We start from the raw sequence: 20,660 nt of genomic DNA on the forward strand, positions 1-20,660 counted from the left end.
CCGCAGCCCGGGCAGCCCGCCGGCGGGCCGCCCGTGTGCCCCCGGCACCCCGACCGCGTCTCGTACGTGCGCTGCCAGCGCTGCGGCAGGCCCGCGTGCCCGGAGTGCCAGCGTCCGGCCCCCGTGGGGATTCAGTGCGTGGACTGCGTGGCGCAGGCCGCGCGTGCGACGCCGTCCACCCGCACGGTCTTCGGTGGGACCGTGCGGCCGGGGCGCCCGGTCGTCACGCTGACGATCGTCGCGCTCTGCGTGGTGAGCTGGGTGCTGCAGCTCGTCACCGGCGGCGAGTGGACGATGCGCTGGGCGTTCGCCCCCTCGGTAGGGCTGGACGAGCCCTGGCGGTTCCTCACCGCGGCGTTCCTGCACTCCGAGAGCCCGCTGCACATCCTGTTCAACATGTACGCGCTCTGGCTCGTGGGCCCGTTCCTCGAGCAGGCGTTCGGGCGGGTGCGCTTCGTGTCGGTGTACGTGCTGTCCGCCATCGGCGGCTCGGTGGGCTACCTGCTGATCGCGAGCCCGACGATCGACGGCGGGTGGAACACCGTCGTCGTGGGCGCCTCAGGGGCCGTCTTCGGACTCTTCGGCGCGATCATCCCGGCCCTGCGGCGCATGGGGCGCAACGCGACGCAGATCGTGGTGCTCATCGTGATCAATATGGCGATCCCGCTGCTGCTGCCGGGGATCGCGTGGCAGGCACACCTCGGCGGGCTCGTCATCGGGCTGGCCATGGGCGCGGCCTTCGCGGCCGCGCCGCGGGAGCGTCAGGCCCTCGTGGGATGGGCGCTCCCGGCGCTGGTGGCCGTCGTCCTGGTGGGCGCGTCCGCATGGAAATACGCCTCCGTCGGCTGGTTCTGAGCCCGTCGTCCACAGGTTTGCTCACAGCTGTGGAACTACACCGGTGAAAGTCTCAGCGCCAGCGCGTCGTCAGTCCGAAGCCGGCGATGATCAGCACGAAGCCGACCGCGAGGTTCCAGCCGCCGAGGGCCGGGATCGGCAGCCCCAGGTTCGGCGCCGTGAGGTAGTAGGTGACGATCCAGGCGAGGCCGACGAGCATGAGCCCGAGCATCGTCGGGACGAGCCAGCGGGGGTTGCCCTGCGGCTTCGCGCGCTTCACAGCGGCGGTCGCCGGCTCGGCCGGGGCGTTCTTCTTCTTGCGGGACTTCGACTCGGGCACGGGTTGGCTCCTGTCCGGGCGGGCTGTGCGGCGGCCGAAGGCCGGATGCCCGCCGCCGCCATGGATTCTGTCGACTAGCGTAGTCGTCAGCAGGCTCGAGATGGACAGCCCGAGAGGGACGAGGTGTGCGGATGAACCGTCGACTGCGCGCGAGCGCGACCGTCGCGTGTGTCCTGGCCGCGTCCGGACTCATGTTCACCGCCAGCGCCCAGCTCGCCGACAGCAAGGACGGGCGCGACCCGCAGGACCTCGCCGAGCTCGTCACCACCGAGTCCGACCGGGTGACCGAGCTGACGGACCAGATGAACTCGCTGGAGTCCGAGATCGACGACCTCGGCGAGCGGGTGGGCACCGACCTCCCCGCCCTGGGCGTGGACCTCGCGGCCCGCGAGTCCGTGGTCACGGGCGCGCGCGCCGTGCGCGGGTCCGGCGTCACCGTGTCGCTCGACGACGCGCCCGCGTCCAGCCAGTCGATCAGCGGCGCACGGCCGGACGACCTTGTGGTGCACCAGCAGGACCTGCAGCACGTGATCAACGCCCTGTGGGCCGGCGGAGCCGAGGCCATGACGCTGCAGGGCGAGCGCGTCACCGCGACGTCGGCGTTCCGCTGCTCCGGCAACATCCTGCTGCTGCACGGCAAGGTCTTCTCGCCGCCCTATGTCATCGAGGCGGTCGGCGACCCGAAGGCGCTCCGCAACTCCCTCGACGCCGACCCCGGCGTCGACATCTACCAGCAGTACGTCGACTGGGTCGCCCTCGGCTGGTCGGTCAAGAACCAGGGCGGGCTCGAGCTGCCCGCGTACACCGGCAGCTCCGAGATGCGGTACGCGAAGGTCCCCGACGGCACGGACGTGTTCTCGTGAGCGGCGCGCAGCTCCGGTCCGTCGGACGCCGGCGATGGCGTGGCAGCAACGCCCCGCAGACCTCCTGACCACCACCCCCGAAGCGAGCCAGCCATGATCTTCCCCGCCACCTCCACGACCGGCGACCGATCGCGCATCCTCGTGGTCGACAACTACGACTCGTTCGTCTACACGATCGTCGGCTACCTCGACCAGCTCGGGGCGAGCACCGTCGTCGTGCGCAACGACGCCGTGCCGGAGCCTGACGCCGCCGGCGTCTTCCACGACGCGGACGGCACCCCGTACGACGGCGTGCTGGTCTCCCCCGGGCCGGGCACGCCCAAGGAGGCGGGAGCGTCGGAGGACGTGATCCGGGCCTGCGCCCGCTCCCGGACGCCGATGCTGGGGGTATGCCTGGGCCACCAGGCCCTGGCCGAGGTGTACGGCGGCACGGTGGCGCACGCGCCGGAGCTCATGCACGGCAAGACGAGCCTGGTGGAGCACGACGGCGCGGGGGTGCTCGACGGCCTGGGCGCGCCGTTCACGGCCACGCGGTACCACTCGCTGGCCGTGCTCCCGGAGAGCGTCCCCGCCGAGCTCGAGGTGACCGCCGCGACCGCGACCGGCGTCGTCATGGGCCTGCAGCACCGCGACCTGCCGCTGCACGGCGTCCAGTTCCACCCGGAGTCCGTGCTCACCGAGGGCGGGCACCGGCTGCTGGCGAACTGGCTCGCCGTGTGCGGGGACGCCGGCGCCGTGGAGCGGTCACGCGGGATGGCGCCGCTGGTCCACCAGGGCTGAGCTTCGCTGGTCGGACTCGTCGACCCCCGCTGGTCGAGCCTGTCGAGATCCGGGTTTCGACAGGCTCAACCAGCGAAGGCCGACAGGCTCAGCCAGCGAAGGCCGACAGGCTCAACCAGCGAAGGCCGACAGGCTCAACCAGCGGGGGTCGACAGGCCCAACGGGCGGGTGCTCAGCCCTCGCCGTCCCCGCCGAGGTCCAGACCCGGGAGCGGGTCCTCGGCGTCGGTCGCCGTAGGGTCCGGGTCGGGGGTCTCGTCGGCCTCCGGGCCGGTGGAGATCACGATCCCGACGTGGGAGTTCACCTCGACCTCGGTGCCCGCCGGCACCTCCTGCGAGATGACGACGCCCGCCGGCACGGTGTCGGAAGGCTCGAACGTGTCGTCCGGGATGAGCTGCGCCCCGCCGAGCTCCGTGTGCGCGTCGTCGGCAGTGAGCCCCTGCACCTGCGGCACCGAGGTCTTCTCGGGGGCCTTCTCCTTGGCGATGACGATCGAGACCTCGCTGCCCTGGGTGACCGGGCCGGCCTGCGGGCTCTGCTTGATGACCGTGCCGGGGTCCTTGTCGCTCTCCTCCGTGCTGGACGACGAGCTGAGCTTAAGGTCCGCGATCTTCGCCTTGGCCTCGTCCTCGGTCATGCCCCTCAGGTCGGGGAGGTCCACCTGGCCGGTGGAGACGATCAGGCCGACCGTGTCGCCCTCGCTGACGGCCTTGCCCTCCTCGGGGCTCGTGCCGATGACGACGTCCTCGGGCACGGACTTGCTGTTCTGCTGCTCCACCTCGCCCACCTGGAGCTTGGCGTCCTCGATGATCTGGCGCGCCTCGTCCTCGGTCTTGCCCGCCACCTCGGGGACGCCGATGGTGTCCGGGCCGGCGGAGAACGTCACGGTGACCGTGGAGCCCTGGTCCACCTCGGTGCCCCCGTCGGGGGTCTGCCCGAGGAACGTGTCCTCGGGCTCCGTGGAGTCGGTGTCCGTCTCCTGCTTGTAGACCAGCCCGGCGTCAGTGATCCGCTTCTCCGCCTCGGCGGGCGTGACGGTGGCGCCGAGCTCCGGCACGGTGGCCTTGGCCATCGTGCCCGAGTTGATGATGAGGAACGTGATGATCGCGGCGAGCGCGATGGCGCCGACGGCGATCAGGGCCCACATGAGCCCCTTGCGGCTCTTGTGCTCCTCCTCGGGCGCCTCTTCGGGATTGGCGGCGGGCCCCCACTGCGACGTCCCCGCGGGGTCCATGACCTGGGTCGCGTTGCCGGCGCCCAGCACCTGGGTGGCGGCCGCCGCGCCCACCAGCGGCGCCGTGACATCACCGCCGCGGATGGCGGACTCGAGGTCGGCGCGGAACTCCGCCGCCGTCGAGTAGCGGGCGTCGCGGTCCTTGGCGAGGGCCTTGAGCACGATGCGGTCGAGCACCTCGGGCACGTCCGAGGCCAGCTCGCTGGGGCGCTGCGGCGCCTGGCCGACGTGCTGGTACGCCACCGCGACCGGGGAGTCGCCGATGAACGGTGGCCGCCCGGTGAGCAGCTCGAACAGCACGCAGCCCGTGGAGTACAGGTCGCTGCGGGTGTCGACGGTCTCGCCGCGGGCCTGCTCGGGCGACAGGTACTGGGCGGTTCCGATGACGGCGTGGGTCTGCGTCATCGTCGCCGCGGAGTCCGCCATCGCGCGCGCGATGCCGAAGTCCATCACCTTGACCGCGCCCGTGGGCGTGATCATCACGTTGGCGGGCTTGATGTCGCGGTGCACGATGCCGGCCTGGTGGGAGTACTCGAGCGCGCTGAGGATGCCCGCCGTGATCTCGACGGCCTCCTCGATGGGCACTGCGGCGCCGTCCTGCAGGATGTCGCGGACGGTGTGACCCTCCACGTACTCCATGACGATGAACGGCACGTGCACGGACGCGCCCTGCGTGTCGGTGTGGGTGTCCTCCCCCGTGTCGTACACCGCGACGATGGAGGGGTGGTTCAGCCCGGCGGCAGACTGCGCCTCGCGTCGGAACCGGGCCAGGAAGGACGGGTCGCGCGCAAGGTCGGACCGCAGCACCTTGATCGCGACGGTGCGACCCAGGCGCGTGTCGTGCCCGATGTGTACCTCGGCCATACCGCCGCGGCCGATGAGCTCACCGACCTCGTACCGGCCCGAGAGTACTCGGGGCGTCTTGTCCACCACTCAGTCGTCCTTCTCGGTCATGGCCGCGCGCGGGGCGCACGGCGTGTCTCGGAGCATCATCCCAGAGTTGGGACGGACGCCCGTGCCGGTGCGGGCGAGGGCGAGCAGGGGGCCCGTGACGAGCATCGCCGCCTCGCCGTCGCCCTCGGCCGCCATCGCCTGCACCATCGTGGCGAGCAGCAGCACGACCAACAGCCCCAGCAGGGCGAGCAGTGGCCAGGAGAGCCGCCCGAGCGGCCCGAAGCGCTGGCCCGTGGACGTCGACGTCCGGCGCGGGCCCTGCTTCGTGTCGGGGGCGGAGCGGCCCCCCGTCGACCTGTTCCGGGACGGCGCAGGGCCCGTCGCGGACTTGCGTATCGCCGGGCGGCGCGCGTCGTGCGTCCTGGCGCGGACCTCCCGGCGCAGCGGGTAGGCGCGGCCCGCGGGCCCACCCACGATGTGCTCCGCGAAGTCGTCGTCGGCGTGCGGGCCGTCGAGCGGCGGCGGGTCGGGGACGGGGACGCCGGCCTCCGGCGTCGCCTCCCCCGCGGCCTGCTGCGGCGTCGCGGGGGTGCGGGTGTCGTCCTTCGGGTTGACCGCCGTCCAGGACACGGGCAGCGCCTGCGGGGTGGCCGGGCTGCCCGGCCGCGCCTGGCCGGGCGCCGCGTGCGCGGGGACGGCCCGCGGCGAGCGCGTGACCGGGCGGGCCCCCGACGCGGCGGCGCGCCGGGCCGACCGGGACCGCGCCCCGAGCGGGTCCTGCGCGATCTCACGCGCGAGGGCGTCGAGCTCGCCCGCCAGCGCTGCGGCCGACTCCGGCCGGCGCGACGGCTCCTTCTCCAGCATCCGCCCGATGACGTCGGCGAGGCCCGGGTGCACGTGCGTGGGGAGCGGCGGTACCGGCGCGTTGACGTGCGCCACCGCGATGTCCACCGGCGTCGAGCCGGTGAACGGACGCTTGCCCGCCGTCGCCTCGTACGCGACGACCCCGAGCGCGTACAGGTCGGAGGCGGCCGTCGCGGCCTGCCCCACCGCCTGCTCGGGCGACAGGTACTGGGCGGTGCCCATGACCATGCCGGTGGCCGTCATGGGGGCCTGGTTGGCGGCCAGGGAGACCCCGAAGTCGGTGATCTTCACGCTGCCGCCGTGCTCCAGCAGGATGTTGCCGGGCTTGACGTCGCGGTGCACCACCTTGGCCAGGTGCGCGTGGTGCAGGCCCCGGGCGGTGGCCGCCAGGATCGGCAGCAGCTTGCGGGGCGCGACGACGGGCTCGCGCTCGAGCAGGTCGGCCAGGGGTTCGCCGAGTACCAGCTCCATGACGAGGAAGCCGGCGCCGTCCTGCTCCCCGTAGTCGTACATCTGCGCGATGTTCGGGTGCGAGAGGGCGGCGCTGTTGCGCGCCTCCGTGCGCAGGCGGCGCAGGAAGTCCTCGTTGCCGGTGTACTCCTCGCGGAGCACCTTCACCGCGACCTCGCGGCCCAGGAAGCCGTCGTCGGCCACCCAGACCTCGCCCATGCCGCCCACCGCGATCTGCCGGGTGAGGCGGTACCGCTCGCCGAGGGCGAGCCCCGTGGTGGGCCTCATCCGTTCAGCACCGCTTCCATGACGGCCTTGGCGATCGGTGCCGAGACGCTGCCACCCGTGGCCGAGGACCCCAGCGTGCCGCCGTTCTCGACGACGACCGCGACCGCGACCTGCGGGTCCTCCGCCGGGGCGAACCCGGTGAACCACACGTGCGGCGGCTCGGAGTTGTCGCCGTGCTGGGCGGTGCCCGTCTTGCCGGCGACCGAGACGCCCGAGATCTGCGCGCTCGTGCCCGATCCGGACTCGACGACGCTCTTCATCATGTCCGTGAGCTCGCCGGCGTTCTTCTCCGAGACTGCCCGGCCGAGGCTGGTGGGCGAGCCCTGCCGCACCACCTCGAGCTGCGGGTCCCGGATGGTGTCCACCGAGTACGGCGCCATGACCTCGCCGCCGTTCGCGATCGCCGCGGAGATCATGGCTACCTGCAGGGGCGTCGCGGTCACGCTGCCCTGGCCGATGCCCGACTGCTCCACCTGGTCCGTGGACATCGCGTCCGGGTCCTTGTCGTACGTGCTGGCCGCGGCCTTGAACGGGATATCGAAGGTCTTGCCGAAGCCGAACTTCTCCGCCTGCTCGTCCATGGCGTCCGCGCCGAGCTCGCCGCCCAGGCCGAGGAACGCGGTGTTGCACGAGATCCGCAGCGCGTCGGCCAGCGTCATCTCGCCCACTGACGCGCACGACGTGCCCGCAAAGTTGCCGACCTGGGTGTTCGTGCCGGTGAGGGTGAACGTCGACGGTGCGGGGATCACAGTCGACGGCTTGTAGTCGCCGCTCTCGAGCGCCGCGGCGGTGGTCACCAGCTTGAACGTCGAGCCCGGGGGGTAGCTCCAGGCGGTGGCGCGGCTGATCAGCGGCTTGTCGTCGTCGTGGAGCAGCTTGGTGTATGCCTCGCTCGCCTCCTTGGTGGAGTGCGAGGCCAGGTCGTTCGGGTCGAACGTGGGCTTGGAGACCAGCGCGAGGATCGCGCCCGTCTTCGGGTCGAGGGCGACGACGGCGCCCTGCTGGTCGCCGAGGGCGTCCCACGCGGCCCGCTGCGCCTTCGGGTCGATGGTGAGCTCCACGGAGGACCCCTCGGGGTCCTTGCCGGTGAGCAGGTTCTGCAGCCGGTCCACCCACAGGGCGTCGGCCTGCCCGTTGAGGTAGTCGTTCTCCGCGTGCTCGATCCCCGTGGTGCCGTTCGCCAGCGAGAAGAAGCCGGTCAGGGGCGCGTACGTGCGCGGCCTCGTGTACTCGCGCTGGTAGCCGAACTCGTCGTCCACCTGCTTGGACAGGGCCACCGCCTCGCCACCCACGACGATCGGCCCGCGGGCGCGGCCGTACTCGGCGTAGATCGAACGGATGTTGCGGGTGTCGCCGTTCAGCTCGTCGGCGTGGAAGAACTGGATCCACGTGGTCGAGACCATGAGCGCCAGGAACATGACCATGACGACGCTCGCGAGCCGGCGCAGGGTCGTGTTCACAGGTGCTCACCTCCTCTGCTGTCCGGGTTCTGCGGGTCGCGCGGGCGTTGGATGTACTCCGTGGCCTGCCCGCCCCCGCCCCCGGCACCGTCGTCGACCGCCCCGGTCGCCGACCTCCGCACGGGCGTCCCTCGGCCGGGCGTCGTCCCGTCCTGGGCGCCGACGACGATGGGGTCGTGCATGGCACCGCCCTGGGCGATTGTGCCCCGCACCGGCAGGGCGGACGGGCGCCGGGCGTTGTCCGAGACGCGGAGCAGCAGTGCGATGACGATCCAGTTGGCCAGCAGCGACGACCCACCCTGCGCGATGAACGGCAGCGTCAGGCCGGTGAGCGGGATGATGCGGGTGATGCCGCCGACCACGACGAAGAGCTGCAGCGCCATGACGAACGCGAGGCCGCCGGCGAGCAGCTTGCCGAACCCGTCGCGCACCGCGATCGCCGTACGCAGGCCGCGCTGCACGATGAGCAGGTACGTCAGGAGGATGGCGAGCAGGCCGGTGAGGCCGAGCTCCTCGCCCAGCGACGAGTAGATGAAGTCGGAGAAGGCGTACGGCACGAGGTACGGGTACCCCTCGCCCCAGCCGGTGCCGAAGAGCCCGCCGGAGGCGAGCGCGAACGTGCCCTGCACGATCTGGTACGACCCCGCGGGGGCGTCGTACAGCTGTTGATCGAACGGGTTCAGCCACACGTCCATGCGCGCGCCGACGTGCGGGAACATGCTCGCGGCGAGCACGGCCCCGGCGGCGAACAGCACGAGGCCGATGAGCACCCAGCTGAACCGCTCCGTGGCGAGGTACAGCATCGCGACGAACAGGCCGAAGAACAGCAGCGACGTGCCGAGGTCGCGCTCGAAGACGAGGACGCCGAGCGAGGCGGCCCACACGATGATGATGGGGCCGAGGTCGCGGATGCGCGGCAGCTGCAGGCCCAGCACCTTCTTGCCCGCCAGGGCGAGGGTGTCCCGGTTGGTCACCAGGTAGCCGGCGAAGAAGATGGCGAACGCGATCTTGGCGAACTCGGCGGGCTGCAGCGAGAAGCCGCCGATGTTGACCCAGATGCGGGCGCCGTTGATCTCGCGCCCGATGACGGGCACGAGCGGCAGGACCACGAGCCCCAGGCCCACGAGCATGGCGGTGTAGGTGAGCCGCCGGATCCAGCGGTGGTCGCGCAGGAACCAGATGAGCAGGACGGCCAGGCCCGCGCCCAGGCCCGTGTACGTCATCTGCGACCACGCGTCGGCGCCGTTCATGTCCGCGAGCTGCAGGCGCAGGATCATCGCCAGGCCCAGGCCGTTGAGCAGCACCACGGCGGGCAGGATCACCTGGTCCGCCCACGGCGCGCGCAGGCGCAGCACCACGTGCGCGGCGAGCCCGATGAGGGTGAGCAGCACGCTCGTGGGCCAGAAGTCCTCCGGCAGCGCGCCCGTGATGCTGTGGCCCACCATCGCGAACGCCGCGATCCCGGCGCCGAGCGCGAGGATCAGCAGGAACAGCTCGGCCAGGCGTGCGGGCCGGCGCTCCGTGGGCTCGACCGTGCGCCCCGCGGGGGCCTCCTCGACGGCGGCGCTCACCCCTTCGACCCCTTGTCGTCCGCAGCGTCCGCGGGCTTGGTGGCCTTGGCCGTGGGCTTGTCGGACGGAGTCGGCTTGTCGGAAGGAATCGGCGTGGGCTCGGGGGCGGCCTCCGAGATGAGGCGGTCGGCGCGCTCGCGCGCCTCGGCCTCGGACGACGTGCGGATCGAGCCGTCGAGGCGGTCCGCCCAGTAGTCCGGCAGGTCGGACACCGGCGTGCCGGTGAGCTCCACGGGGGTGGAGAGCGTGAGCGGGCCGGCGCTCGCCGGGATGCCCTGGAAGACGGCGACCTCGCCGTCCGCCACCCCGACGTAGTACTGCTGCTGCGTCCAGCCGTACGCCCACCACAGCCCGTACCCGACGCCTCCGAGCACGACGAGGACCACGAGGAGGGTGATCCACGGGTGCCGTCGCCGCTCCGGGCGGGCGTCGTCGTCGGGGTCGTCGTCGTCCGGGTCGCCACTCTCCGCCGCGGTCCCGTCCTCGGGGGCGGGATCGGCGCCGTCGGGCGCGTCCTCGGGCGTCGTGAGGACCGCGGGGAGCTCGCCGGTCGCGGCGGCGCCCACGATCTGCGCCGCTGCGGCCGACGTCGGCAGAGCGGTCGTCGCGCCGGCCGTGTCGCCCGCGGCCGCGTCGTCGTCCAGGACGTCCGCGACGATCACCGTGATGTTGTCGGTGCTGCCTGCGGTCATGGAGAGCGTGATGAGCAGGTCGGCGGCCTCGTCCGGGGTCGGCGACTCGACCAGCACCTCGGTGATCTGCTCCGGCGAGACGAAGCCGGACAGCCCGTCAGAGCAGAGCATCCACCGGTCGCCGGCGCGCGCCTCGCGCACGGACATGTCGGGAGTCAGGTCGACGTCGAAGTCGCCCAGCACGCGCATGACGACGTTGCGCTGCGGGTGGTGCTCGGCCTCCTCCGGCGAGATCCGGCCCGTGTCGACGAGGTGCTGCACGAAGGTGTGGTCCACCGTGACCTGCGTGAGGCGGGCGTCGCGCAGCAGGTACGCGCGCGAGTCGCCCAGGTGCGCCATCACGAGCGTGGTGCCCGTGTGCAGCAGAGCGGTGACGGTGGTGCCCATGCCGACCAGCTCGGGGTCGGCGTCGCTGACGCGCACGAGGTCCTGGCGGGCGCGCTCGATCGTGTGCTCGAGGTCGGTCAGCGCCTCCTCGGGGCCGTGCTCCGTGCGGTCGAGCGGCGCGAGCGCGGCGATCGCGAGCCGGGACGCGACGTCGCCGCCCGCGTGCCCGCCCATGCCGTCGGCCACGGCGAGCAGGTGCGGGCCGGCGTAGGCCGAGTCCTGGTTGTTGGAGCGCACGAGCCCGACGTCGGACCGCGCGGCGTACCGCAGGGTGAGGGTCACGGAGCGCTCACCCCTGGAGCTCGACGACGGACTGGCCGATCCGGACGCCGACGCCCGGTGCCAGCAGAACCGGCCCGGAGACCTGCGCGTCCCCGATGAAGGTGCCGTTCGTCGATCCCAGGTCCTCGACGTACCACTGGTCGCCCTGCGGGAAGATGCGCGCGTGCCGCGACGACGAGTAGTCGTCGTCGAGCACGAGGGTGCAGCCCGGCGAGCGGCCGATGAGGATCGACGCCGAGGACAGCGGGAGCGTGGTGCCCGTCAGGGGGCCGGTCGTGACGACGAGGCGGGACGGGCCGGAACGGGCGGGCGCCGAGGGCGCCGCGGGCCCGGCGGCAGCGGGGGCGGCCTCGGTGCGCCGTCGCTCCGCGCGGGAGACCCGCGGGGCCCCACGGGGCGCCAGGTCGCGGCGCAGCACCGCGATCGCGGAGAGCACGAACACCCAGAGCAGCACCAGGTAGCCCAGCCGGAGCAGGGTGATCGTCAGCTCACTCATTCTGGGGAGATCACCAGTCCTCGGTCTGTTGGCCGGAGGCATTACCGGTCCAGAACATGATGCGCGTACGGCCGATGGTCAGGGTGTTCCCGTCGAGCAGGGTGGCGGCGGGCACCTGGTGGCCCTCGACGAACAGGCCGTTGGTGGAGCCCAGGTCGGTGGCGACCACGCCCTCCCCCGTCACGCGGATCTCCAGGTGACGGCGCGAGACGCCCGGGTCGTCGACGACGATGTCGGCCTCGGCGTCGCGGCCGATGACCGTGACGGGGCCGGTGAGCAGGTAGCGCTGACCGTCGATGTCGATGAGCGGGTGGCGCGTGGACGGCGCCGCGGACGTGGCTGGGGCGACGTTCCCGCGCACCGTCGCGGAGCGCAGCTCGAAGCGGCCGGCGGCGATGTCCTCGTGCTCCTCGAAGGTCACGCTGACCGGGCCGACGAAGGCATAGTGCTGCGACGCCGCGTACTCCGTGAGGTTGGTCGCGAGCTCGTCGGCCATCGTCTCGGCGCCCCAGGCGTCGATCTGGGAGAAGTCCGCCGTGGACAGCTCGATGGTGAACTCGTTGGGCACGACAGTGCGGTCCCTGCCGACCACCGCTGCGCGGTCGTCGACCTCACGGCGCAGCCGGCTCGCCAGCTCGACCGGTTTGATCTCGCTGTTCCGACCCACCTTCGCGAACGCGTTGTTCATCGCGCGTTCCACGCTCTTCTCGAAGCGATCCAAGGCGCCCATGCCACCTCCTCCCGTCGGCCCGACTCGTTCGCGGGCAGACTATCTAGATCGTAGGCAGCGCCGCAGCACCATCCCTCCGCGCGGTGTGGATTTCCTGCGAACGCTCGGCGCAGACTCAGAACCGGCAGGTCACGACCAGGTCACGTCGCACGCGGCCACCACCTGCGTCGGGACGACGGTGCCACACCCCCCGCTCCGGTGCCCGCTCGGGCGCGCCACAGTGATTGGGGAGCACCCTCGCCGCCGTGTTAATCTTCTGCGGCACGCGCGAGTGGCGGAATAGGCAGACGCGCACGGTTCAGGTCCGTGTGCCCGAGAGGGCGTGGGGGTTCAACTCCCCCCTCGCGCACGTGAGGAGGGTTTCGGCTTCAGGGCCGGAACATCTTCGGAAAGTCCCGGTCAGGTTCTCCTGGCCGGGACTTTCTGCGTTCCGGGGGATGCGATCCGGCTGCTGGGGCGGCGCGATCCCTGTTTCTGGGCGTCGAACCTGGTGAAGCCGCATCTTGTGGGCCGCGGGAGGCGTTCGAGGGCGCGGCGGTGCGTGGCGCGGGCCGGGGTGCGCGATGCCGGTGGTGTCAGTTGTCGCCGGGTGTCTGGTGTCGCTGTGGCGGTCCTCGACGATGTCGGCGCGCTGACCGGGTAGCTCGGCCCATGGGCCGGGTGTCGGGTGGTTCGCCGAGCTGCTCGGCCCAGGGTTCGGGCTGGTCGTGGCTGGTGGACCACCGGAAGAGTTCGACGGTGTTGTAGCCGGCGAGGTAGATCGCGAGCAGCAGCTCGGTGGAGTGGCGGTTGGAGCTGGACTGACACGCGTGATGCCGGGACCAATTGTAACGTCCAGGGGTTACAATCAGTCCATGATGGGTGTGGATGCGCGGGTGGCCGTGGCGCAGATCGCCGCGGACCAGTGGGGCCTCCTCACGACTGCGCAGGCCGTCGCTGCTGGTGTGACCCGGATGATGCTGTCGCGGATGGTCGAGCGTGGTGAGCTCGAGCGTGTAATGCAGGGCGTGTACGCGACGCCGGCCGCAACCGGGGGTGAACTCACTCAACGTCGGGCTGCCTGGCTGTCGCTCGATCCCGCCACGCCGGCCTATGTCCGGCTGGAGAAGCCTGAAGTCGCCGGCGTTCTGTCGCACGCCTCGGCAGCTGCCATGCACAACATCGGGGACATCCTCGAACCGCAGACCGAGGTGACGCTGCCGAGCCGCTATCGCGCACGACGCGAAGAGCTGCGCACGCACCGCGCGGTCCTCGCGCCGCACGAGGTCACGCTCGTCGACGGGCTCCCGGTCACGACGCCCGCCCGCACCGTCGCCGATCTGCTCCGTGCCGGACATGACCAGGACCACGTCGCAACGGTGGTCGCTGATGCCCTGAGGCGCGACCTGACGACGGTCCGGGACCTGCAGGACGCGCTCGATGCGGTTGAGGCCGGCAGGGATGGTGAACAGGTGCTGGCGGATCTGATGGCAGCTGCCGGCATCGATCCGGACAGCCTCGCGCGGTCGATCATCGGCTCGGACGTGGGTGCTGTCGCCACCCAACTGGCCGCGATGCAAATGATGTCTGGGGCCTTCGCCAAGGCTGCTGTGCCGTTCAAGGGCACAGCGGCAACGACGAAGGCGTATGAAGGCCTGATGAAATCGCTGACGGCGGGTATGGGCGGGGACGTCCAGGAGCGGCTCCGGGAGGCCATGAGACCGTTCCTCACCGCAAGTTGGGCTCGCGCGGCCTCGAGCATGCCCAAGATCCCCCTGCCGAAGCTGTCCCCTGAGCTCTACCCGCAGCTCATCCGGAGTCTCGACACGACCAAGACCTGGCGTGCTCTCCAGCTGGCCCAGCAGACCGTCGACGCCGCTCGGGGCGCTCACCGGGATGATGAAGATGTCGATGATGACGAAGATGGTGAGGCGGCACGGTGAGCCAGGGTCCCGCGTCTCCCGCAGCGATGCTGCGGTCCATCGCCGATCGCGCCAAGCAGGCGTCGAAGGGCCGCCCCGAGAGATCTGCCTCCGATCTACAGCGGGAGTACGTGTACGAGCGTGCCCTGGCCCGCGTCTTCGCCGAGCCCGACCCGCACTGGGTCCTCAAGGGCGGCACCGCGCTCCTGATGCGGGTCGACAGCGCCCGGCACAGCAAGGACATCGACCTCCTGCACGACCTCCAGGACCTCGATGTCGCTCAGCGAGACCTGGTGAAGGCACTCTCGCGTGACCTCGGGGACTTCCTTCGTTTCGTCGTTCCCAGCACCAGATCGCTGGGCGCGGACCAGCAGCCCGGCGTGAACACCCGTCAGGTCGACGTGCAGTGCTATTGCGGCACCAAGATGCTGGCTCCGTTCCACATCGACCTGGTCGTCGGATCGCTCATGACGGCCGAGCCCGAGATCAAGAAGCACGCCGGCCTGATCGCAGTCCCCAATGTCGAGCCACCCCATATCCGGCTCTACCCCGTCGTCGACCACCTCGCCGACAAGCTCTGCGCCACCGAGGCGACCTACCCAGGCGGCCGCGAGTCCTCCCGGGTGCGCGACCTCGTCGACATCGTCATCATCGCTCAGTCCCACGTGCTCGACGGAACTGCGCTGCGCGTAGCCATCGAGGGCGAGCGTGCCCATCGCGCCCTGGCGCCGCGCGTCACCTTCGGCCTGCCCACGAGTTGGACGGAGCAGCAGTACCAGAAGGCTGCGACCAACGCGTGCCCGGCGGATCTCGTCGACGCGGTTGTTCTGGTGCGCGCACTCCTGGAGCCGGCGATGAGCGCACGCGCCGACGGAATGGTGTGGTCGCCCGACCTCGGCGCATGGTCCGCCCCCGCGGCGTAGAGGAGCCTCGAGGAACGAGAGGTTCAGACCGGTTCCGCCTACTTCGGTAGATCCACGGCCTGTGGGCAGAGTTCTCTCTGGGCTGGCCTTTGCGGGGCGGTGCCGATTCCTATCCTTGATAGGCGGGCGCAGCAGCCGCCGGGCCCCGCGGAGAGCTCGTCAACCAGCGCCAGCAGCCCATCAGGGTCACCGAGGAGCTGCCGGCCGTCGACATCACGGAACCCGAGGACGGGACGTACGTCGTCACGTTCCCCCGCGTGATCGCGGGCTGGGTCGAGTACACCGCCGAGGGGTCGGCCGGGGCCACGATCCGCGCCCAGGCCGCGGAGAAGCTGCGCGACGACGGACGGATCAACGCGGACAACAACGGGGGCTTCGCCAGCGGCTTCCAGACCGACCGCTTCGTGCTGGCGGGCACCGGCGCCCCAGAGACCTGGGAGCCACGGTTCTCGTACAAGGGCTTCCAGTACATCGAGGTGACGGGCTGGCCCGAGGGCGACGAGCCTGCGCTCGAGGACTTCACGGCGAAGGTGGTGCACACCGACGCCGAGGAGTGGGGTGGCTTCGACAGCTCGGAGCCGATCATGAACGGCGTGCACCGGGCCGTGGTCGACACCCTGAAGAACAACCTCCACGGCATCCCGACCGACACCCCCATGTTCGAGAAGAACGGGTGGACGGGCGACGCTGCCGTCGGCGCCGAGATGTTCATGACGAACCTCGACACCCACGAGCTCTTCGCCAAGTGGATGCGGGACGTGCACGAGACCCGCGACGAGAACGGTGCGCCCCTGGTCATCGCGCCGAGCTCGGGCGACTGGGGGCAGTGGGGGGTGAACCCGATCTGGCACTCCGCCTACGTGATGATCCCCTGGTGGCTGTACCAGTACGGAGGGGACGACCGGGTGCTCACGGAGCAGTACGACGGTATGAAGCAGTACGTCGACCTGGAGTTCGACCGCTCCGACGACGGCCTCGTCCGCGAACCGCGGCTCGGCGACTGGGTGAGCCCCGAGGCGAGCCCGGCCGGCGGTAATGCTCCCGAGGACGTGCGCGTGTCCAACACCGCCTACCTCTACGCGATGCTCGTGTCGATGCAGCGCAGCGCAGGGCACCTCGGGCGCGACGACGACGCCGCACAGTTCGCGGAGCGCGCCGTGAGGGTCAAGGACACCTTCAACGCCACGTTCCTCGACGCGGAGAACGGGTACTACCGGGGCGAAGGCGATACCGGCTACCGACAAACGCACAACGTCGTCGCGCTCGCCTTCGACCTCGCACCCGACGAGGCCACGCCGGAGCGGGTGGCGGCGAGCCTCGTCGCCGACATCCGGGAGAAGGGCGACAAGCTCAACACCGGCGTGGTCGGCACCAAGTACCTCCTGCCGGTCCTCACCGAGCACGGCTACGAGGACGTGGCGTTCGACCTCGCCGTCGAGACCGGATACCCGAGCTGGGGGTACATGATCGAGAACGGCGCGACGAGCATGTGGGAGCACTGGTCTCTCGAGGCGCGCTCGCTGGGGCACTACTTCCTCGGCACGGTCGACGACTGGTACTTCCGCAGCGTCGCCGGGATCAAGGCGTCCGACGAGGACGGCTACCGGTCGATCGAGATCGCGCCCCGGGTGACGCACCGCACCCGCCACGCCGAGGCCGAGACCATGACGCCTTACGGACCGGTGAGCGTCTCGTGGCGCTCGCACGGCCAGCGGCTCCGGCTCGACGCCCACGTGCCGGTCGGGTCGACTGCGCGGGTGGTGCTCCCGGTCGGCGACGTCGAGGCCGTGACCGAGAGCGGAGCCCGGCCGGCGAAGGCCGACGGGGTGGAGGACGTCGAGGTGCAGGACGGGTCGGTCGTGGTGACCGTCGGGTCCGGCGACTACTCGTTCACCGCCCGTGGTGTGGAGCGGGCAGACACGAAGGGCTGATCGACCGTCGTCACCGGCACGCGCCCGCCCTCTGGGCGTGTGCCGGTGAACGGTGCAGGCGACGGACTCACCGTGGCCAGTGCCCCGGGGCCAGGGTGCGGAGGACACAGAACTCGTTGCCCTCGGGATCCGCCATGACCTCCCAGCTTCGTCCCGGCCCTTGGCCGACGTCCGTCCTGACGGCGCCGAGGCCGAGCAGCCTGACCACCTCTTCCTCGGTGCTGCGGTCGACCGGACTCACGTCGAGGTGGAGCCGGTTCTGGCCCTCCTTGGACTCCTCCACGCGGATGAAGACGATCGTGGGTGACATCTGCCGAGCGCGGACGTCCTCGACCGTGGGTACCCACGAGCCGATCTCGACCTTGTCATCGCCCCGGTCGATCACCTCGAAGTCCAGCACCGCGCACCAGAATGCAGCGAGCCGCTCCGGATCGTGACAATGCACGACCAGCTCGGTGAACCTGCTGGTCATCGTTCCTCCTTCGTTCCAGGGACGAGAGCCGTCATCCGAACGGCTCCGGCCCGAAGCGGCCCCACGCGACGAAGACCATCGCGCCGAGGAAGAGCAGGTCGCCGAGGAGTTCCTTGTACTCGTCGCGACGAATCCGCTCGGTCACCGCGCCGGCCATGTAGAGCGCCATCCCCGAGGCGGCGATCGGCACGAGGACCGGGGCGATCCCGAGCAGGCCTGGCAGGACCAGCCCAAGCCCGCCGAGCATCTCGACGATGCCCATGAACTTCACCTTGCCGGGCGAGAAGTCCTCGGGCCAGTGCAGCTTGGCGGCGTACCTGTCGTAGGACCACACCTGCTTGACGACCCCCCCGGCGATGAAGCCGAACGCGAAGAGACCTGCGACGATCCAAAGGGCGATATTCATGATCCTCCTGTGCGTGTGTGAAGCTGCGTGTGCGGAGACCGGTCCGACGTGGGTACGACGAAACGACCGGCGAGCCCGTGACAGCGGCCGTCGGTGCGGGCCTCCTCCTTCGTCAGTCGAGGAGCGGGTCGTCCGGGCGGAGTTCGCGCAGGCCGGCGTCGAGGAGCATCCAGCGGGTGACACCGACCGACCGCAGGAACCCCTGGTCGTGGCTGACCACCACCAGAGCGCCGCGGTAGGACTCCAGCGCGGTGGTGAGCTGCCGCAGGCTGGCGTGGTCGAGGTTGTTCGCCGGCTCGTCCAGCAGAAGGACCTGCGGCGCGGGCCGGGCGAGCAGCAGCGCCGCGAGGGTGGCGCGGAAGCGCTCCCCTCCCGAGAGGGTCCCGACCGCGTAGTCGGCCGACCGTCCGCGGAAGAGGAACCGCGCCAGGGCGGCCCGTACCTGGTTGACGCTCGCGCCCGGTGCGAACCTGCCGACGTTCTCGGCCACGCTGAGGGCGTCGTCGAGCACGTCGAGACGTTGCGGCAGGAACCGAAGCGGCACGTGGACCTCGGCCGTCCCCCCAGCCGGGCGCAGCTCGCCTGCCAGGGCACGCAGCAGCGTCGTCTTGCCCGCGCCGTTGCGCCCGACGAGCGCCACGCGCTCCGGCCCGCGGATCACGAGCGCTCCGGGCGCCCGCACCCCGTGCGGCAGGACGGCGTCGCGAATCGTCAGGACGGTTCGCCCGGCGGGCACGGCGGTGTCGGGCAGGTCGACCCGGATCGTGTCGTCGTCACGCACGGACGCCTCCGCGTCGTCGCGCCGCACGCGCGCCTCGGCGAGCCGGTCCTCGTGCATGATCCGGTGCTTGCCGGCGGCGACCTGGGCCTGCCTCTTGCGCTCACCCATGATCACCTTCGGCTCGCGCTTGGTGTCCCACATCTTCTGCCCGTACCGCTGGCGGCGAGCCAGCTTCACGTGCGCGTCGGCGAGTTCCCGGCGCTGCTTGTGCAGGTGCGACTCGGCGTCACGCAGATCCCGTTCGGCGGCCTCCTGCTCCGCGGCGAGCGCCTCCTCGTACGCGACGACGTTGCCGCCGTACCAGGCGATGGTGCCGGCGCGCAGCTCGCCCACGTGGTCCACCCGCTCCAGCAGCCCACGGTCGTGGCTCACCACGACGGCCGTGCCGGGGAACTCCTCCACGGCCTCGTACAGCCGGGCCCGCGCGCCGGCGTCGAGGCTGTTCGTGGGTTCGTCGAGGAGCAGGATGTCAGGGCGAGCCAGCAGCAGGGCGGCCAGCCGGAGCAGAACGGCCTCACCGCCGGAGACCTCGCCGATCGTGCGGTCGAGGCCCACACCGTCGAGCCCGAGCCGGCCCAGGGTGGCCGCGGCGCGCTCCTCGATGCCCCAGTCGGTCCCGATCGTGGCGAGATGCTCCTCCCGGACGTCGCCGCGGTCGACCGCGTGCAAGGCGGCCCGCCGCTCGGCGATGCCGAGCGCCTCGTCGACCCGCATGGCGACGTCGAGGGCGAGGTCCTGCGGCAGGTAGCCGACCTCACCCTCGGTGCGGAGCGTCCCGGCCGTGGGGGTCAGCTCGCCAGCAACGAGGCGCAGGAGGGTGGACTTGCCCGCACCGTTGAGTCCGACCAGACCGCTGCGGCCGGCCGGGAAGGTCGTCGTGATGCCGTCGAGGGCGAGCGTGCCGTCAGGCCAGGCGTACCCGAGATCGGCGCAGCTGATCGAGGAGGACGGTGAACGTGTCGCCATCGTCAGGCCGGCTCAAGGGCGTGATGCATGGTGTTCCTCCTGACAGGTCGGGCTTTCTGATGCCTCCAGCCTGGTGTCGACGACTGCCCGGAACAACAGCCGAAGCCGATACGGTCGTTCATCGTGAGGTTCACGATCGGTCGGTCAAACCTCCGACCTGGCGGAGGGTGGACATGGAACTGCGCGAGATCGAGATCTTCCTGACCCTCGCCGAGGAGCTCCACTTCGGCCGGACGGCGGAGCGGCTGCACGTCTCGGTGTCGCGGGTGAGCCAGGCGATCCGCAAGCAGGAGCGGGCGATCGGCGCGCCGCTGTTCGAGCGCACCAGCCGCCGCGTCGTGCTCACCACCGTGGGCGAGGTGCTCCGTGCCGGGCTCCGGCCCGCCTACGTCGGCATCGGTGACGCCGTCACCGCCGCGTCGGCCGCGGCACGACGCATGTCCGGCACGCTCACGCTCGGCTTCATGGGCGCGCAGGCGCACCAGTTGGAGCCCGTCCTGGAGCGCTTCCGGGCGCGGCACCCCGATGCCGACCTGCGCTTCCACGAGGTCGTGTTCAGCGACCCGTTCGCCGCTCTGCGGCGCGGCGACGTCGACCTGCTGACCACGTGGCTCCCTGTCGACGACCCGGACCTGACCGTCGGACCCGTCCTGCGGGAGGAGCCGCTATGTCTGATGACGGCCGCCGACCACCCGCTCGCGGCGGCCGGCCGGGCGGACGTCGAGGTGCTCGCGGAGCACGCCGTCCCCACGGTGCGTGGGGACGCACGGTCGTCGTGGATTGCCGGCGTTCTGCCGGAGCGCACACCGTCCGGGCGGGAGATCCCCCGCGGCCCCGCCGCCTCGACCTATCAGGAGGTCCTTACCCTCGTGGCCGCGGGGGACGTCATCTGCCCCGTGCCGGACGAGGGCCGGCGCTACTTTCCGTGGCCGGGGGTCACCTACCTTTCGCTCGACGGTGCTCCCCCGGTGCGCTGGGCGCTGGTGTGGCGCTCGTCCGGCAGCACTCCTCTGATCCGCGCGTTCGCAGCCGAGGCTCACCGCACCACGGGCTGAGCCAACCTGACGGAGCGTGCTGCGGATGTGCCGCATGGTGAGTACGTTCCAGGTTCATCT

Annotated in this window: 18 protein-coding genes and 1 tRNA gene; 8 read left to right on the plus strand and 11 right to left on the minus strand. The window is 71.3% G+C overall.

The window, feature by feature from the left end; all coding sequences use genetic code 11:
* Positions 1-138: 138 nt before the first annotated feature.
* Positions 139-855, plus strand: a complete 717-nt coding sequence (locus AC1C2W_RS17150) for a rhomboid family intramembrane serine protease (protein ID WP_495390789.1) — start codon at positions 139-141, stop codon at positions 853-855.
* 52 nt (positions 856-907) lie between these two features.
* Here the strand turns inward: AC1C2W_RS17150 and AC1C2W_RS17155 are convergent, their stop codons facing one another.
* A complete protein-coding gene (locus tag AC1C2W_RS17155; RefSeq protein WP_495390788.1) occupies positions 908-1,174 on the minus strand; it encodes a cell division protein CrgA in 267 nt (88 codons plus the stop codon).
* A 131-nt stretch (positions 1,175-1,305) separates the two neighbouring features.
* On the opposite strand from AC1C2W_RS17155, the gene AC1C2W_RS17160 reads away from it, so the two are divergent.
* Positions 1,306-2,037 (plus strand): DUF881 domain-containing protein, encoded by a 732-nt coding sequence (locus AC1C2W_RS17160; RefSeq protein ID WP_495390787.1) that lies wholly within the window; start codon positions 1,306-1,308, stop codon positions 2,035-2,037.
* A gap of 93 nt (positions 2,038-2,130) precedes the next feature.
* Positions 2,131-2,817: an aminodeoxychorismate/anthranilate synthase component II gene (locus AC1C2W_RS17165; RefSeq protein ID WP_495413797.1), complete on the plus strand. Its 687-nt coding sequence runs from the start codon at positions 2,131-2,133 to the stop codon at positions 2,815-2,817.
* Between the two features lie 172 nt (positions 2,818-2,989).
* Here the strand turns inward: AC1C2W_RS17165 and pknB are convergent, their stop codons facing one another.
* The 7 genes from pknB to AC1C2W_RS17200 are packed head-to-tail and all read right to left on the minus strand — an operon-like array spanning position 2,990 to position 12,165.
* Positions 2,990-4,984, minus strand: a complete 1,995-nt coding sequence (gene pknB / locus AC1C2W_RS17170; RefSeq protein ID WP_495390785.1) for a Stk1 family PASTA domain-containing Ser/Thr kinase — start codon at positions 4,982-4,984, stop codon at positions 2,990-2,992.
* Positions 4,985-6,547 (minus strand): serine/threonine-protein kinase, encoded by a 1,563-nt coding sequence (locus AC1C2W_RS17175; protein ID WP_495390784.1) that lies wholly within the window; start codon positions 6,545-6,547, stop codon positions 4,985-4,987.
* Positions 6,544-8,007: a peptidoglycan D,D-transpeptidase FtsI family protein gene (locus AC1C2W_RS17180; RefSeq protein WP_495413798.1), complete on the minus strand. Its 1,464-nt coding sequence runs from the start codon at positions 8,005-8,007 to the stop codon at positions 6,544-6,546. Before AC1C2W_RS17180 ends, AC1C2W_RS17175 begins: the two co-directional genes overlap by 4 nt.
* Positions 8,004-9,578: an FtsW/RodA/SpoVE family cell cycle protein gene (locus tag AC1C2W_RS17185; RefSeq protein WP_495390782.1), complete on the minus strand. Its 1,575-nt coding sequence runs from the start codon at positions 9,576-9,578 to the stop codon at positions 8,004-8,006. The genes AC1C2W_RS17180 and AC1C2W_RS17185 overlap by 4 nt, the downstream gene beginning before the upstream one ends.
* Entirely contained in the window at positions 9,575-10,939 is a 1,365-nt protein-coding gene (locus tag AC1C2W_RS17190) for a PP2C family protein-serine/threonine phosphatase (protein WP_495413799.1), read from the minus strand. Before AC1C2W_RS17190 ends, AC1C2W_RS17185 begins: the two co-directional genes overlap by 4 nt.
* Positions 10,940-10,946: 7 nt before the next feature.
* On the minus strand, positions 10,947-11,435 hold the full coding sequence (locus AC1C2W_RS17195; RefSeq protein ID WP_495413800.1) for an FHA domain-containing protein FhaB/FipA: 489 nt from the start codon (positions 11,433-11,435) through the stop codon (positions 10,947-10,949).
* A 10-nt stretch (positions 11,436-11,445) separates the two neighbouring features.
* On the minus strand, positions 11,446-12,165 hold the full coding sequence (locus AC1C2W_RS17200) for an FHA domain-containing protein (RefSeq protein WP_495390779.1): 720 nt from the start codon (positions 12,163-12,165) through the stop codon (positions 11,446-11,448).
* Between the two features lie 265 nt (positions 12,166-12,430).
* Here AC1C2W_RS17200 and AC1C2W_RS17205 point away from each other — a divergent pair.
* The 4 genes from AC1C2W_RS17205 (at position 12,431) to AC1C2W_RS17220 (ending at position 16,920) form a co-directional block, all read left to right on the plus strand.
* Positions 12,431-12,514: transfer RNA gene (locus AC1C2W_RS17205), tRNA-Leu, on the plus strand.
* 505 nt (positions 12,515-13,019) lie between these two features.
* Positions 13,020-14,087 carry a type IV toxin-antitoxin system AbiEi family antitoxin domain-containing protein gene (locus AC1C2W_RS17210; RefSeq protein WP_495413801.1) on the plus strand — a complete coding sequence of 356 codons (1,068 nt, stop codon included), beginning with the start codon at positions 13,020-13,022 and terminating at the stop codon, positions 14,085-14,087.
* A 26-nt stretch (positions 14,088-14,113) separates the two neighbouring features.
* Complete coding sequence (locus AC1C2W_RS17215) at positions 14,114-14,989, plus strand: nucleotidyl transferase AbiEii/AbiGii toxin family protein (protein WP_495413802.1); 876 nt, start codon at positions 14,114-14,116, stop codon at positions 14,987-14,989.
* A 212-nt stretch (positions 14,990-15,201) separates the two neighbouring features.
* A complete protein-coding gene (locus AC1C2W_RS17220) occupies positions 15,202-16,920 on the plus strand; it encodes an alpha-L-rhamnosidase (protein WP_495413861.1) in 1,719 nt (572 codons plus the stop codon).
* Between the two features lie 67 nt (positions 16,921-16,987).
* On the opposite strand, the gene AC1C2W_RS17225 is transcribed toward AC1C2W_RS17220, so the two are convergent.
* From AC1C2W_RS17225 to AC1C2W_RS17235, 3 genes are all read right to left on the minus strand, one after another.
* The gene (locus tag AC1C2W_RS17225) at positions 16,988-17,392 is read right to left on the minus strand and encodes a VOC family protein (protein ID WP_495413803.1); all 405 of its coding nucleotides are present in this window, start codon (positions 17,390-17,392) and stop codon (positions 16,988-16,990) included.
* A 31-nt stretch (positions 17,393-17,423) separates the two neighbouring features.
* Complete coding sequence (locus AC1C2W_RS17230) at positions 17,424-17,798, minus strand: DoxX family protein (RefSeq protein WP_495413804.1); 375 nt, start codon at positions 17,796-17,798, stop codon at positions 17,424-17,426.
* A 112-nt stretch (positions 17,799-17,910) separates the two neighbouring features.
* Positions 17,911-19,545 (minus strand): ABC-F family ATP-binding cassette domain-containing protein, encoded by a 1,635-nt coding sequence (locus tag AC1C2W_RS17235; protein WP_495413805.1) that lies wholly within the window; start codon positions 19,543-19,545, stop codon positions 17,911-17,913.
* A gap of 173 nt (positions 19,546-19,718) precedes the next feature.
* Between AC1C2W_RS17235 and AC1C2W_RS17240 the strand changes: the two genes are divergently transcribed.
* On the plus strand, positions 19,719-20,600 hold the full coding sequence (locus AC1C2W_RS17240) for a LysR family transcriptional regulator (protein ID WP_495413806.1): 882 nt from the start codon (positions 19,719-19,721) through the stop codon (positions 20,598-20,600).
* The last annotated feature ends 60 nt before the right edge of the window (positions 20,601-20,660 follow it).

The organism is Isoptericola sp. Y581 (assembly GCF_059445475.1).